The 16,385-nt window shown below is 29.4% G+C and carries 10 protein-coding genes; 2 read left to right on the top strand and 8 right to left on the bottom strand.

Annotated features, from left to right (window positions below; genetic code table 11):
- Nucleotides 1–3,936 precede the first annotated feature (3,936 nt).
- A complete protein-coding gene (locus AC2TDS_RS00350) occupies nucleotides 3,937–4,098 on the top strand; it encodes a hypothetical protein (protein ID WP_484737145.1) in 162 nt (53 codons plus the stop codon).
- A gap of 1,773 nt (nucleotides 4,099–5,871) precedes the next feature.
- Here AC2TDS_RS00350 and AC2TDS_RS00345 read toward each other — a convergent pair.
- Nucleotides 5,872–5,997 (bottom strand): hypothetical protein, encoded by a 126-nt coding sequence (locus AC2TDS_RS00345; protein WP_484737144.1) that lies wholly within the window; start codon nucleotides 5,995–5,997, stop codon nucleotides 5,872–5,874.
- 98 nt (nucleotides 5,998–6,095) lie between these two features.
- Here AC2TDS_RS00345 and AC2TDS_RS00340 point away from each other — a divergent pair, with 98 nt between their 5' ends.
- Nucleotides 6,096–6,443: a DUF805 domain-containing protein gene (locus AC2TDS_RS00340; RefSeq protein WP_484737143.1), complete on the top strand. Its 348-nt coding sequence runs from the start codon at nucleotides 6,096–6,098 to the stop codon at nucleotides 6,441–6,443.
- Between the two features lie 2,199 nt (nucleotides 6,444–8,642).
- Here the strand turns inward: AC2TDS_RS00340 and AC2TDS_RS00335 are convergent.
- The 7 genes from AC2TDS_RS00335 to AC2TDS_RS00305 all read right to left on the bottom strand — a co-directional run bounded on the left by AC2TDS_RS00335 (nucleotide 8,643) and on the right by AC2TDS_RS00305 (nucleotide 16,123).
- Nucleotides 8,643–9,671 (bottom strand): hypothetical protein, encoded by a 1,029-nt coding sequence (locus tag AC2TDS_RS00335; protein ID WP_484737142.1) that lies wholly within the window; start codon nucleotides 9,669–9,671, stop codon nucleotides 8,643–8,645.
- Between the two features lie 639 nt (nucleotides 9,672–10,310).
- Entirely contained in the window at nucleotides 10,311–10,916 is a 606-nt protein-coding gene (locus AC2TDS_RS00330) for a macro domain-containing protein (protein WP_484737141.1), read from the bottom strand.
- A gap of 195 nt (nucleotides 10,917–11,111) precedes the next feature.
- Nucleotides 11,112–11,693 carry a hypothetical protein gene (locus AC2TDS_RS00325; protein WP_484737140.1) on the bottom strand — a complete coding sequence of 194 codons (582 nt, stop codon included), beginning with the start codon at nucleotides 11,691–11,693 and terminating at the stop codon, nucleotides 11,112–11,114.
- A 42-nt stretch (nucleotides 11,694–11,735) separates the two neighbouring features.
- A complete protein-coding gene (locus AC2TDS_RS00320) occupies nucleotides 11,736–12,566 on the bottom strand; it encodes a transposase (RefSeq protein ID WP_484737139.1) in 831 nt (276 codons plus the stop codon).
- A gap of 319 nt (nucleotides 12,567–12,885) precedes the next feature.
- On the bottom strand, nucleotides 12,886–13,575 hold the full coding sequence (locus tag AC2TDS_RS00315) for a DUF4386 domain-containing protein (RefSeq protein ID WP_484737138.1): 690 nt from the start codon (nucleotides 13,573–13,575) through the stop codon (nucleotides 12,886–12,888).
- A 239-nt stretch (nucleotides 13,576–13,814) separates the two neighbouring features.
- Nucleotides 13,815–15,185 (bottom strand): group II intron reverse transcriptase/maturase, encoded by a 1,371-nt coding sequence (ltrA, locus tag AC2TDS_RS00310; RefSeq protein ID WP_484736656.1) that lies wholly within the window; start codon nucleotides 15,183–15,185, stop codon nucleotides 13,815–13,817.
- Between the two features lie 749 nt (nucleotides 15,186–15,934).
- Complete coding sequence (locus tag AC2TDS_RS00305; RefSeq protein ID WP_484737137.1) at nucleotides 15,935–16,123, bottom strand: hypothetical protein; 189 nt, start codon at nucleotides 16,121–16,123, stop codon at nucleotides 15,935–15,937.
- Nucleotides 16,124–16,385: the final 262 nt, after the last annotated feature.

Below are 16,385 nucleotides of genomic sequence, written 5' to 3'. Positions count from 1 at the left end.
TTTATATGTTCTATATTGCAGTATAATTCAATAAATCGAAATTTTCCCCTTAATTAAGTTAGATTTAGAAAGCTCCCTCGGGAGCTTTCTTTTTATTTATAATTACTATAGTACCCGAGAACATGTTTATGTTTATGTTTATGTTTCTTTCACTTTACGTTTTAGGTTTCTTGGTGTATTTTATGGCCTAAGCATGTATTGTTTAAAACAACTAAATATTATTTTAATTCCTTTTTACTTTTCTTTTACAAAAACATATTTATTTAATTCTTATTCTGTGCGCGATTTTCGATTTACATGAACTTTATATATTCTGAAATTTTAAGTACCTTCATAAGTGTAATCGGAAAAACAAATTGGCTAGCTTGTCATTTTTTGTTAGAAGCAAAAAATATTAATATAATGTAACATTATAGGGACATGGTCTACTAACTGTTTAAGAATAATATTAATTTAAATTTTGAAGGGGTTTAAATCATTATTCTTTTAGGAAAGGAGCGAATCTTGCTCCTTTCTCTTATTATACTATTCATCTGTATTTTATTCTTCTATGGATTCATCATTTTCATCTGTTTGTTTCTTCACTTAATCTAATATTAATGAATAAGCTCAAATTCTTTCGTTATCTTTGAATACAGCTAACTTTTTTAGTTGTTTCATTATTTGAAAAGAAGTACTCTTTTTAAAGGCTACTTCTTTTCTTTTTTGTCATGTGGTGTTTTATTATTCTTCAGAAACTTGATCCTTGCGTTTTTTTATTTTCTTTACCTTGCAGCCAATTTTAATACGTTTGTTTAAATCTAAAAAAAAGCCCTAAAATATTAACATATATTTATTTTAGCAAAGAATGGACCTTCCTCCTACAGTAAGGATGAATTACTTGGAATTGAATTTTACTGAATATAAGCTTCTAATGCACTTCCCTTGATCAGTTGCAGCTATAACATGTTCTATTTTCCAAGGATAATTAAACTTTATTTTCCATAAATCATGATCTCTATAGTATACATAACATTTTTATTGATTGTTTCGATTGCATCTCTTAATGGTTTTTACCTATCTTACTTTTAGGGTATTTACCTATTTTCATTTCTGTTTAAATTCTCTACATTTACTATGTATTATTTGCTAAAGTAATCAGATGATACTTCTTTATAATATAGTGTATGTATGCTCCTTCGGGAGCATTCTTTTTTTGCTGAGTATTGATTATTGATTGATCAAACGCTAAGAAGTTACGATCTCTACGAATATTCTAAAACTCACTCGGATTTTGAAAATTCTATTTCTGTATATACTTTTACTTCCTAAAATTAAAAGGTAAATACTCTGGTTTAAGCTTTAATTATCCAGAGCTCATTCTTAATTTAGAGCTTTAAATCAACTGTTTGGGTATCCAGAATAGACAATCTCCAATACTAGTACTATGTGCAACTAATGGTTAATACCTAATTGATTTTCAACGCTTTTACCTATTTCATATCCTTTGTAAATAAGCTATCTTTAAATTGTACATTTTTTGTAATAGTTTTTATTTTCATAGTAAGTGCCCGCTCAACCTGAGCGGGTTTCTATTTTAACGCAAGAAGTAAAATTTTATCCAATGGCAACATATAGTAAAAAACAAAAAAAGGAACCATACTGATTCCTTTCATTCTAGTTTTTAAGATTAAAGCCCCCCAGCTTAATTCTATCGACTAATCATTACTATAACAAACAACTCAAATAATCCCCCCTTAAAAAAAAGTTAAAATCAAAAACCATATTGATTAAAATAGAAAACAAAAAAAGGAACCATATTGATTCCTTTCATCCTAGTTTTTAAGATTAAAGCCCCCCAGCTTAATTCTATCGACTAATCATTACTATAACAAACAACTCAAATAATCCCCCCTTAAAAAAAAGTTAAAATCAAAAGCCATATTGATTAAAATAGAAAACAAAAAAAGGAACCATATTGATTCCTTTCATCCTAGTTTTTAAGATTAAAGCCCCCCAGCTTAATTCTATCGACTAATCATTACTATAACAAACAACTCAAATAATCCCCCCTTAAAAAAAAGTTAAAATCAAAAACCATATTGATTAAAATAGAAAACAAAAAAAGGAACCATATTGATTCCTTTCATCCTAGTTTTTAAGATTAAAGCCCCCCAGCTTAATTCTATCGACTAATCATTACTATAACAAACAACTCAAATAATCCCCCCTTAAAAAAAAACTAAACTAACTTGTCCGAAATAAATGTATTGGAAAATACATAATAAAACCATTATACTATCTCAATACATCAAATGAAAATTGGGTAACAAGTACATCAGAACCTGAATATGACTTTATCAAAATTAATCAAATGAGCTTAATTATTCATTTCAAAAAATCTAGACATTCCATTCACTAGGACCCATCAAAAACAGAAATTAAATCAGTCCTATAATTTCATTATAATGATCTGTTTTACCTTTACAACTATATTAAGAGTACTTTTAATTTATTGTTCGAATAATTAATGGTTTGACACCATTTCCAATATTAATTTACCGAGCATAATTTTTATAGCAAATACTAATCTATATGAAAAACACAAACATAACTGCAAGGAAATGATGGAATAATACGATTTATAAATAAATATTTCGAATATCTATTATTTCTTTTGTAGCTATTTTTGCGTTATAAAACTTAACCATAGCTTGGCTATGCTAAAGTTTTATGCCTTAAACTAACTTAAAATAATACAATACCTGTATACGAAATATGTATCTGTAAATCGTATAACTTTACCTAAGAATCGGTATTATAATGTAAAGTATAAAGTGTAGTAAAAAGAAAGCTCCCGAAGGAGCTTTCTAAATATTAAGGTATTTGCGTTCCCTACAAACAATAAATACAGTTCAAAAATATAAAACAACTGAGATATATAAAATAGGTGAAAACCATGAAAATTATATAAGTAAAAACCATTAGAAAAATCTCTGTATTGCCTATTTGTATGTACAATTTAGAATAATAATTGCAAAATATAGGTTTACTAAAAACACAACTACAACTTCATATATCATCAAGATCGATAGGTATAATTTTCACATAAGAAAAGCTCTCAAGTATATTTATATTACTAGTAGTAGTAATTAAATTATGAGAGCTTTAAAATTGAGGGTTTAAAAATCACTCAAATGTAAATAGAACCTCTATAGGTCTATTACGACATTAGATGAACAGCAGATTTCTGTCGACTAAATACGTTTTACTGTCGATTAATGAAAAGTTATAAAAAAAGCTCTTAGGGTTAATTCACATGAATATGCGCAAACCTTAAGAGCTCATTTTAATTATGATGAGCAGTAAAGTAAATGATTCTATACCTGAATTAGGTTTCTAATTAGATGATTGCGGGTTAATTAGCGATAGACTTTACAAAAGCATCGATAAGGAGAAGCATTCACTAAATTAAAACTATATTATAACAATTGATTTCGTTCACTAATGGTTTAGTAATCAACAATACTAAAAGTAAACACTTTAAAACAGATCACTTTACAATAATCATCACCATAAATTGTCAAATTAATTATTTAAATTCTCATCCTTTTAACTAATTATACTTATCAAAAACGTATTTAAAAAGAAATAAAAATAATAAAGAACAATTACCCAATAAAAAAGAATGCCGTTAAAATGAACATTCTTCAAACACAGAAAATAGTTGCAGTAATATTTTATACTAAAAACAATCCGTATTATACGAAAATATTATTTTCATAGGTATCAGAAAACAAGTAGTAATTCTGTTTCTTTCACAAGGAAATACGCTGAATAAATAACATTTATCTTACAAAATAAATCTGCTCATCTATCTAAACTCGCAGTTAACCGAACAATAATAGTTCAATCATAATTTTTTGAGACTTTTAGAAAAGCAAAAAAATAATGATTATGACAGAATCAAAAAATAATATAGAAATAATTGTTTTAGACGCATTCTTAAACTTTGACAACAATACAGTGCCTTTTATTGCAAAATTTACTGGAGTTGAAAAATCAATAGTACATAAAATCATCAACAAATACATCAAATCACTGAATGTCGAACACTAGCCTTATAAATATCATTCATTGCTTCTAGTAGCATTAAGAAACATGCTCAATTCATATGAAACTTACAATCAATTACACCGTGAAGTTTTCACTCAGAACTGATGTTAAACTTTCTATATCTGAATATAGTTTTTAATAATATTATTTCTAAAAGTAATAAAGAAATATATACAATAAACGATATCAGACAATACATGACAACTTGTTTTAACTAAACAGTATAGGGTGAAAACCCTTAAAAAACAACCAGAAAACACCTTAAACCACTTAAAAACAAGTGATTAATTTAGATAAAACATAAAAAAAACGTATATTTAGGGTATGAAAACTAAAAAGAAACAACCACATTTTATACTAAACATGTTAAGAACTTTAAAACAGTTTATCAATACATATACCGTACTAAAGATTGAATAAGTAATACGTTTACTTACCACAACGGTAGTAACAAATATATTTAATATATGTAAATTTTGTTTTGAGACATACGCTCATTTCAAACAAAATAATACAACGATTAAATTATTTCATTGTATAAAAACACCGAGAAGTTCAACTTTATAACGGAATTTGAACGTTCTCTAGATAACCATGCTATACTTGCCTTTTAACAGAGTTTATATAGGCGAATGTTAATCTCTTGTTTTTTGTAAAACTTAGTATATCTTCTATCGATAAAATTTTAAGGACCTCTCAGTTTTGTTCAATATGGTAATCCTATTTTTTCGTTACCTCTTTTCAATTATTAAGAATTTAACCTTCCATTAATAACTAAAACTGTTCTTGTATATTTCTTTATATAATTCCTATATCTAAAGTACAATTATTAAACTTATTTTAAAAATTTGTTTTATTTATCTATTTTTTTTGATTACTCCTAGTTTTTTCTCTTATTTATAGTCAAAATATTTCTAACTGCGTATTTTAATGTATCCTTTCGCTTTATAGCATGACAAACGCAGTTAGTTTTTTCAAGTTTATATAACTCTTAGCTTTTTAACTTTCCTTTATTTATATTTCCATCCCTATTTTATTACTTTTTAACGATTTAATTGTATTGTCAGAAATACAAGCAACCTTAAACACATAAGACCGCTTAGTTCTCCAATAATCTTTCTAATGGTTTTCCCTAGTACAATTTCAGAGATTGTATTTATTTCATGTTTTCTGTTTTTTTTGTGAAATTTGCAGTGCTTAGGAGACGTCCGAAGTTCTTTTTCATAGCAATTTTCTCACTCAATCTTTGAGTGTTTTTTTTATTAAGCATGTTTAGGACTTCAATGTATCATCTTCGAGTTACTATATTTTTATAAGCCCTATACAATCACTAACTAAGAAGATTATTTTAATTACCTTACAAGAACCGCACAATTTTCTCACTATAATTCGGTAATATTCCGAAACCCTTTCTTTTAATTTATCATGCCCAATCATTACATCTACATAGTTATCAAGATATTAGACCAATGAATTTTGAAATGTTATAAAATATTTTCTTTTTATTTTAATTCTTATGTGACTTTTAATCACTAATTGTTTCAAACTGATAGTCAAAATGAAAAGCTGGGGGGCTTCTATTTAAGGCTAAAAGAAAAAAGGAACTATAATAGTTCCTTTTTTCTTTTAACTACTATTAATTTAGTTTATATCACCCTTTAACTATAATTTACAAAATCATCATTGAATACTACCAATCATCATACTTAATAATTAATCTCTTCTAACGACGTATTTCAATTAAACATTCTTTACATGTTATGGCGTAGGTGATTTCTACCATTTACCATTTGAATTTAACGTAATAAAACGTCCTTTTTCCCTTTCTATTTCAATATAAAAAGAAATCATAGCTAATGCTATTATTGATTTATCTATCTTATATAAAGAAAAAACACTCATTTTATTCTACACTGAATTCAAAAAATAACTGGTATTGTTCCACGTAATTTATTCACTTATTTTATCAATTATTACTATCTTAGTTCAAAAATTGATCTATGTTTAAAAATTCTTTCTCTTTTAATGGAAGGATAAGAAGGACCGAGTTTGGTATATCTTATCTAATTTACATGTTAGTTGCTTATATTATTGAATTTCTTGCCGAATTTTTTGCGCATAATATAATCCTAATTTTATTTTTACCCTTACTTTGGTTTTTTTTTGCTCAAAGCGCGAAAAGATGTCATGATCGAGGAAATTCTGGATGGTATCAAATGATTCCTTTTTATGTTTTTTGGATGATTTTTGCCGATGGCCAAATTGGAAATAATCAATACGGTCCAAACCCAAAAGGAGAAGGAAACATATATGAAATTGAAAATATTGGAAAAACTGAACATCATTGACTTATACCATTTACAATTTGAATTTAACGTAATAAAACGTCCTTTTCCCCTTTCTATTTCAATATAAAAAGAAATCATAGCTACTGCTATTATTGATTTTCTATCTTATATAAAGAAAAAACACTCATTTTATTCTACACTGAATTCAAAAAATAACTGGTATTAAATCTATATATTAAAGTCAAAAAAGAACGAAGATTATAAGTACGTTCAAAATTTGATTTTATTTAAATATACTTTTCATTATTTAACAGAATACAGCAGTTACCGTTGCTAGACAGATTCCTGACATTTAGTTTCAGGATTTTTTCCTGTTTATTTTTATTCATTTTTTTAAAAATTAATTGCTCTGTTTGACTCAAGGGTAAGGTCTTATACGATTTACAGAGTTTGTCAATAATAGTTAATATGCATGCTCCTTTGGGAGCATACTTTAAATAGCTTTATTTTATAGTATTTTTTAAATTTGCTTGAAGTCGACTTCTTCTAAATATTCTTCTTTTTATTTGACTGATCATGTCAATCAATTCATTCTTTATAAGAATTAAATATGCTCGCTGTAACTTTTAAGCAAATCTATGTCGGCTAAAAAAACTACAATTCATTTAAACCCGAATTATGCAATAGAGAATCTATTACAAGCCCCCCCCTTCGGAAGGTGTTTTTTTGTGCTGTTTTCGCTACAGTTACATTCATTCGATTTAAATACCTTTAACAATAATCTAAAAAACTTACTGCTTTTTATGGTAATTATGACCTCAAACCTATTCATTAACTACATTAAATGTGTCAAATTTCGACATCTACCCTGCTAACTATCATATAAAATTTTATGTAAAGTATTCAAAACTAACTTCTTCTTTTAAAACTGTGTTTATTAACGATAATTTCAGGATTTTTCCTGTTATATTTATTTCTATAATAATTTAATTTTGTCGCAATTGGACTTTATATTTCAATTAGTATAGTTATTAATCCCTAACTGCGTATTTCAAAATATTTTTCATTCTCTATTAAGAAATTCGCAGTTAGTTTTATTTTGCTAATTACTTACATTTAATTTGAAAAAAGCTATTTGTATGATCGTCATTTTGTATGATATCATAGTTTTTAGTCTTTTTCAAACTATAATTATAACTGTTTTGGTATACACACAAGGATTATATTCACCCAATCCTGCTTTCTCAGTATGGTATGTTCACTTAACTCGTCTACTCTTTATTTTAGCATTTTAAATATTTTTTTTTACGATTATCCTTACCCAAGGTTTATGTTTTCTAGGACTATAGATTAGGGATTTTTCCTGTTTTATACAACTTCTTGTTTATTATATTTATATAGTTTAAAGTTTATAGGAACTTTTTAACCAACTTATTCGGATTTAATTATAAGTAAGCTCCCTAGGGAGCTTACTTTATTTATTTCCTATTTCAAAAAATAGTCGAAATTTATTTTAATGACCTTAAAATGACCTTTTCGATAATACAATGAAGCATGCCAATTCCATCTATAAATATAAATAAAACGGATACATATAACAGTTTTAATACAAATGTTATTCTCTTTTTATTTATTATGTAATTTTAGTCTTTCTAGAATCATTAAACTCCAACTGTTTGTTAATTTTTAACAAGTATAAATTAGTGATTTTTTTAAGAATTTTTATTTATTTCAGGTGACTTTTTATTTATTTCTGTTTCATAAAAATAGTCAGAATGAAAAGCTGGGGGGCTACATTTAGGGCTAAATAAAAGGGAACTATTATAGTTCCCTTTTTTGTACCACACTCTTGTTATCTATAGAAAAAAAACAATTCCTATCCACCTAGAAAAATGCCTAATTTATGATCAACGGACTCCTCTAATATTTTCATTATATAATTATTTCTGTATTGGAATTTTCACTTCTAATTCTAAGTTTTTGTAAGGCATTTCCAACTGATTTTATGACAATACTTAGAAATTTAATGTAAAAGGTCTACATGCGCTATTCAAAAATTACCGATAGAATCTGTACTATCAAAACTAATGATTTAATAAAGGAAACTTGTATTTTTGACACCAACATAAACAAGTATTTTATTTCTGCTCATTTCGGTAACAATCAATAAAAACCCAAAGCCTATTGACCAATTTTACTGGAAGTACCTCTTTAAAAATGCTACAATTCTTGCCCAATAATTAGCAGATACTTATCCATTTACTTTAAAATCTGCCCACCAGCTATGATATTCCTATTTCTCAAAGAATCTTCTGAACTAAAAGTAGCTACTACAAATGAAAGACTTATATTTTTATTGAAAACTAACCCCAGTTTGAGTTGACCGAATGAGAAATTACTGTTTTCAATTCCTAAATTTTCTATATATGAATCTGTCCCATAAATCTTATTCATGTTGTAGTTGACATAAAACCTTATATTATTGTTACTAGTTGCAACATCTGCATATATATCTAATCCAAATGATCCGCTACCGGCCCAATCGTCTGTCTTAGTTCCAAATTCGGCAAAATCAGCAGTTCCTTTACCAATTAAACGCGAAATTATATTCCATTGATTATTGCTTGCATGAGAGTATAATAATGGGTATTCAAACTTTAACACTGTATTACCACCAGTTGTAACTAATCGTTGATAAGCCTCATCTATCGTTGCTGTTTCTATATCATCATTTGAACTGCTAGAGATTAAAGTCCCTAAACTTACTCTGAAAATATAAAGTTGACCACTTACCAATTCTGTGTAGACAGAACCCGAATTATTTCCAATATTAAATCCGGCGTTATTAATTAAATTAAAAGTCTTACCTCCTGTGTCATAAAGTATTTCTGAAAATGCCTGAGCTCTTTCATTCCAAAAACCTAAGGTAAATTTGCTGTAATTTAAATATTCTTTAACGTACTCATTTCTATAGAATTTTCTGCGCTTTTTTAATTCTCTAATTTCGGTTTTAATAGCATCTAATTTCTCTTGTTCACTACTAATAGTAGCATCTGATAAATTAGCCGTTCCAAAATCAATATTATTTAATGCTTGCTGATATTCTTTCTCTCTTGCTATTATTTCTTCATCAAGCTTGCCGACAGCTTTGTAGTTTAACGTTTCATATCCGCCTTCATCATTTTCCTTGTAATTTTTCCCTAAGGTTGGATTATCAAAAATCTTAAAAGATTGTGCATTACAACAAATGCTAATTATACATAAAACTAGTGTGATTTTAATTTTCATTATTTGTGTTTTTGGTTAGTCTGTGTTTGTAGTTAGGTTCAACTATGTAAGTGCCAATTTTAATACCACTTATGCATTGTCAAGTATATTTATTGTTCATTAGTAACTTTATAAATCAGTATTTCATCATTCGCTAAGGCAACATCATATCCGCGCCTGTAGCACAAGTCTAAAATAATCAAAAAATAAGTATCGTATATTATACGAGTCCAAAAAGTCTATCTCTAGCAAAATATTTTGATTTTTTGAATCCTCCTTTATTTTATAATGGAGTTTTTAGTTCCCAAAACCTACTGTTTTAATACTAAATCGCTTCACATTTAATAAAAGAATGCATCCTCTTATATATTTCTTTTATCAAGGCTTCTGTCATTAAGCCGTGTTCTTTCTCAGTTACACCTTCAACAAATACGCCGTTAACATCTGTTCCTATAAATTTGTATTTTCACTTTTCTTTGTTTTTTTTCGTAGCGAAATAACTACTATTATTTTATAATTCGTTTACTAAATCTTGGACATAAAAAAACACCTTAATTAAGGTGTTTGTGGTAAGTGTATTATATGTTTTTGTTATGTATGCAACAATCATATAGCGTTAGCCTATCGGCACGCCATATGCTTAGTTATTGTAGGTAGTTTTTATCCTATTATTTCTTTATGTCTATTATTTAAGTTTTTCCAATTCATGTTGGTTGTTGGATACTTAAAGTTCTTATAAGCAGTTGACATTTGTCTAGCTGCCTCTTTTGGAGTCATTCTTCCAGTCGCTGTCCCCATTCCAGGACAAAGTACCTTTTCTATTCTTGCCTTGCCTACCTTGTTATGATTAGCTACAGAAGTAAGCATTGCAAAAAATGCATTATAAACATTGTCTGTCTTTGAAATATCCGTTGGAACCCGCATAGTTGGAGTATGAGCTAAGAATGGATGATACTCATTTTCAGTAAATACAATAATCGAAGTTCCGATAGGTTGTTCTCCATAAAATTCTTTTTGAATTCTTTTTTGGACATTATATTGGATCTTCATACCAAAGTAGTTTCGTATTGCTAAATCAATTCCTCCATCCATTAAACCAAATGAATTTGCTGGACTGACCAAGCAGTCAAATTCTCTTTCTAGTTCAAATTTTCCATTTACTACGTTAACTTCAGAAAACCCTTCAAAAGATTTCTGCCACTCTTCACATAATTCATTTTCAATATCTATTAATGTTATTTCAAATAATTTTGGAGATATAGACATTACTTTGTTTTTTCAATTACCTAATAGAGTAGAGCCTGATAGCTATCTCTATATTTTTGTATTACTTGTTTTACCAAATATACAAAAACAGCACAAAATTATCGTTTTACCCCTTACTGTCAACGGATAAGTCAACAAGGCATATAGCATTAGCCTATCGGCACGCCATATGCTTAGTTATTATTGGCAATAGTTTTATTCAATTAATTCCCACATTTGTTTCGATTCAGAATCATAAAATTTTAATATTCCACCAGGAATTGCTCTAGTTACGAATGGAATTTTAAGATTACTAAAGTCATAATTTATGGTGTCGTATGATATTTCAAATACATCTCTGTAGTTTTTATTTTTAAAATTATATTCTTCATAGTAATCAACAATACATCTTTCAGTTGTATGGCTAGATTTTTCTTCAAGGTTTATTCTCAAATTATATATACTTTCATCTACTTTTCCAGTAAGAGATATTCTTAAATAATCAAGATAAGAATCGTCTTGATTTGTTTGTTCTGAAATAATATAATTCCTTTGTTTATCTGTTGTTAATTTCATTGTACCAGTTCCATTTGATAGACTTGATTCTCTACTTTGTGCCTCAATGACATTAAAACTTATAGTATCTAAACCGTTTGTATATTTAATAATATCACCTTTATTGTGGTCTAATAACTCATTATGGTCAAATGCCATTCCAGATTCAATTTCAAATAATGCACAGCTCATTGCTGTTAAACTAAAAATTAATATTAGTGAAAAACTTTTTTTCATGTTCATAGGTTTAATTATTGCCAACTTGAGTCTGTGTAATAACTCCTATTAGTTTGGTGAAAATAAAAAAGAAATATTATTTCTATTGTTAAAAAGATAAAAATTGAACTTAATTTCTGAAAATGAGTTTTTTAGAGGTAAAAAAGTCTTTATTTCGACGAAATAAAGACCAAAATGAGCTTTTAACTTGCTTATTATCGTTTTAAAGTCATAAATAGACATAAGTCTCCTAAGATTGTAAGTGGTAAATGCCAAATAAACCTCACCCATTACTTTTTCTTTCCCTCTTGTTAACACGTAATCAAAGTGCCATTGCCGTTTTAAGGTCCCAAATTGATGCTCTATAATTTGTTGCCTTGTGCGGTAGTAACTTGGATTTGCTTTTACTCTTTCATTATTCTCTGTTATGTATTGTTGGTATTCTGTTCTTTCAATAGTTCTTCCTAATTTATTGGTAGTGCACTGTGATTTTAAAACACAACCTTTACAGGCTTTGGTTTTATAGTGTTTTACTTGATATGATTTTCTCCCATTTTTAAGTTTTTTATGGTAATATCTTCCGTTGGTTTGTAGTACTTCGTCTGCCGGACAAGTATAGGTGTCTTCGTGCTGGTTGTAATCAAAAGCTTCCATAGCATAGGCAGGGTTTTTCTTGGCTGAACTAGATGATTTTGGAGACACATAAGTATCTACACCTAAAGCTTTACAGGCTTTTAACTCTCTTCCCGAATGATACCCTTTATCGGCTAATACCGCCTTCACTGCTCCTATATTCTCAATGGATTTTTCAACCATAGAAGTTAGTGCCTTAGTATCATTTACATCGCCTGTTTCTGCTGCTTCGTAGCTTTTGACTGGGAATTTGCTACTTCTCGACACCTCATCAATGGTTCACTTTCGTTCATCTCCTTTATAAATACCTGCTAACCTCGTGGATTAGATTCTCCTAAACGCTCAGTACCCGGCTCTTTACCAAAGCACCTTTAGGTGGTTTAAAGCCATCGCTTGTACAACGACTTTGGTGGGTCGCTCTTAAAAAGAATTCCACCATCTTATTTAAAGCATATAATAGCTATTTATTGCCAACTATTACTTCTTGGCACACTATGGTTAGTAGCGTTGGCTTGGTCTAAATTAGTAAAAGATAACGAACCAGAGGAAATTCCTTCGGAATTTCCAAGTAGGCTAGAACTGGCAATTAATTATACACGTTATTGTGCGTTCGTTTTATTTTTCGACCTTTTGTCAAAAGCCAAATCATAAAGATTAATTCTCCGAAAAAGGTAAAGAATAGAAAATCTAGGTTTACCGTTGGTATGATAAAGGCCCCTAATGTATGAATCAAATACCCTAAACCTGCTATTAAAATTAAAACGCCAATAACCTTAGGGACATAACTTGATTTAATAACTAAATAGCCCAAAAGAATTAAATAAATCGCAAAAATAATAAGTCCAAAAGACCATTCCAATCTGAATGAATCAATATAAAAATTCACATTTTCAAATTGTTGATTTCTGTTCGTTAAATTTGAAGACCCAATTAAGCTTAATATTTTAATAAGATTGACTAGCGCAACCAAGTAAACTGCAGTATATATTAATCTAAACCAAGCTATTAATAATGAAAACTCCTTATTAACAGGCTTTAAAAAAATATAAAGCGCCCAAGCTACAATGATATCAGCAATGAGAGTGGTGAAATGTAGAAAAATGCTAGTAGTGAATAACATTCTGTCATTAATAATATTGTTAGTAGTATTAGCAATATCATCCGTAATGAGTTTAGGAAAAATATAGAATTCCGCGAATGGAACTGTTAAAGCCATAATTAGAAGTCCAAAACCTGCAATCATTGCAGCTTTTGACAATGTAAATTCCTTTTCCATAAATAGAGTTGTTTAGTTTGACCTTTTATAAGTTAACTAATTAATAAGACGAGTCGAGTGGACTTTTGTTACTTCTGGTCAATTTTTCAAATGAAGCAGTAGAGTAGAGCCTGATAGCTATCTCTATATTTTTGTATTACTTGTTTTACCAAATATACAAAAACAAAATAGCTATCAGTGCCCCCTTCATCAAACCGTACATGAAGTTTTCCCTCATACGGCTTACCGAATAGAGTTCTTCATTCCGCTTTCGAGAGTGTCTTTAAGCGAGCATACTTTTCTATGTCTAGAAGATTATACAATCTAACTAATGTCTCATAGGGACGCTGGCGAAGCTTCCGATGTGCTTTTCGACCTTTTCTTTTCATCCATTTAAACAGTTGGTAATCCAATTGTTTCTTTATAACCTTGATCGTTTCCCAAATATGGGTCGTTTTACTTATTGAGTAATAATTCAACCAACCTAGAATTACCTTATTTAGTTTCCATACAATCCAGGGTATAGTCCAATGCCGTCGTTTATATAATGTATCCCGAAGCTTTCGGAATAGTTTACTCCGTGACTTATTACTAGGACGAATATTGGTATACTTCTTTTTGTTCCAACTAAATTTCGAGCGTATACTCCTAATTTCAAATCCTAGAAAGTAGAGACTGCTCTTGCTCGTATGTAATAACTTGGTTTTATTCGGGTTTAATCTTAATCCCATATTCGATACTATTTTACCTAGATAACTTAGTATATCTTTACTGAAATACCATTTCCCCATTAGAAGAAAATCATCTGCAAAACGTACTATACGAATTTGTGAGTGGGCAAATTTACCTTTTGGATTTGTTACTATTTTGTCTAATTCATGCAAGTAGATGTTTGATAGTAGTGGAGAGATTACCCCTCCTTGTGGGCTTCCTTGTTTACTCTTTAATAACTCCTTTGTTTCTAATTGAATAGGAGCTCTTACCCATTGGTGAATTAATCCAAGTATCGAAGTATCTGAAATCTTTCGCTTTAAGCAAATAAACAGGCGGTCATGAGGGATACTATCAAAGTACTTCGATAAATCGGCATCCAGTACAAATTGATACCCTTCGTAGATATTTGTCTTTACCTGCTTTATTGCGTCTTTGGCACTTCGCTTGGGCCTGAACCCATAAGACGTAGCTATAAATTCAGTTTCCCATAGCGGTTCTATGGCCATTTTTACTGCCATTTGAACTATCCTATCTTTTATGGTAGGTATTCCTAATGACCGAAAAGATCCTTTCTCTTCTTTTGGTATCAAAACTCGTTTAATTAAATTGCTTCGGTACCGTTTCTCCCTTAATTCATTTTGTAAGTTTGTTAAGTAAGTCTGTAGACCTGATTGCTCGATACTAGCAATACTAACACCATCTACTCCCATTCCTTTTGTGTAGTTTTGTTTAACTCGATAGAATGCAGTGATTAGAAAATAGTCTAAACATATTTTATCATACAAACTATGTGCTACAAAACTGCTATCTCTCTTGGCTGTAATGTATAGCTTCCTTTGAAAAACACGAACTTTCTCATCGCATTGCGATGGACTTACTAATAGATTTTCATCAATATAGGTCGTTCTGTTTTTCATATAAGCTTCTCTAAAGTAGAGCCCCTTTCCTAAATAGGGTTATGTTGTCCCTATAATTATCGGTACTATGAGCTCCTCCGACTTCTCTTATAACCATTGCTGGATTTCGTAATACTTATACCAGCATGTTTTGCCTTGCCAATGCTTATTATAAGAGACCTCCCACGTTCCGTATAAATCCATCTATAATCACGCCATCCCTATGACTCCGGCAATTCTTCCATAGTCTCGCGACTGTTTATCCTATGGAAGTGACAGGGTTCGAAGACCGTCAAAACTCTCCCCAAATTGCGAGTACACCTATCGAAGCTACTATGGGTTCACGTATTACACATTACGGCTTGATTATTTGTCCTCTAGAGCTTCAGCAAAACCCTCACGAGTCTAACTGTCTAGATTCCTTCAGAGTGAACAGCCAATTACTCTGGTGGGATTTACACCCACTGGATTTACACAACTTCGTGGCACACCAACGTGTTTGTATAAGATTAGTTGCGTGTTTCAAGCACTAAAGTTAGTAAATAAAACGTAGATTTAAAGCTTGCGATAACTTTCGTAAATAAACAATTACGAGCAATTAATTTTATACGGTGTTGCCATTTCGTTGTTTTCCAGAGTTAGTTTTACTCGGCTTCATTTCATAAATTTTTCAATTCCGTTTATGTGAGAAATCACGCAAGAATGATTTCTGCTTTCAGTTAGGTTTTGCTTTCAAATTATGTAAATTTATGAAAACTAAACTATTTTCCTTATTTTTTTAATTGTCCAGCTTTTAAAATTACGAGAACCCCATAAGCTGCTAAAATAACACCAACTATTGTAAAAGATAGATACAGTATTGCTGAACTTTTTATTGCTAATAATGTCATTCCAATTATTGTAAAAAATACTCCAATACTTGAAATCAAACTTCCTTTGTTTTCCTTTTTTTTAATCATAATCTACTGTTTTTTTTCTGTTTTGAGTACGTTTTCCAGTGAATGGCAAAGTGCTTTTGTAAGTTTAGTTACGTATTTTGAGCAGTAAAGTTACTAAATAAAAACCCAATTAAATATCTGTAAGGATTTTCTTAAACAATACATAATTAACAATTAATTTTGTACTGCCACTAATCTTGTAAATTCCCTTGTTTACAAATCCTTGGTAAAACTTTACAAGGATTGATTATTTATAAAAATAAATGAAATAATAGTTGAAGTT

It is taken from the genome of Tenacibaculum profundicola (assembly GCF_057220795.1).
Note: the sequence above shows the minus strand (reverse complement) of the source record. Positions and strands in the feature narration are given on the sequence as shown.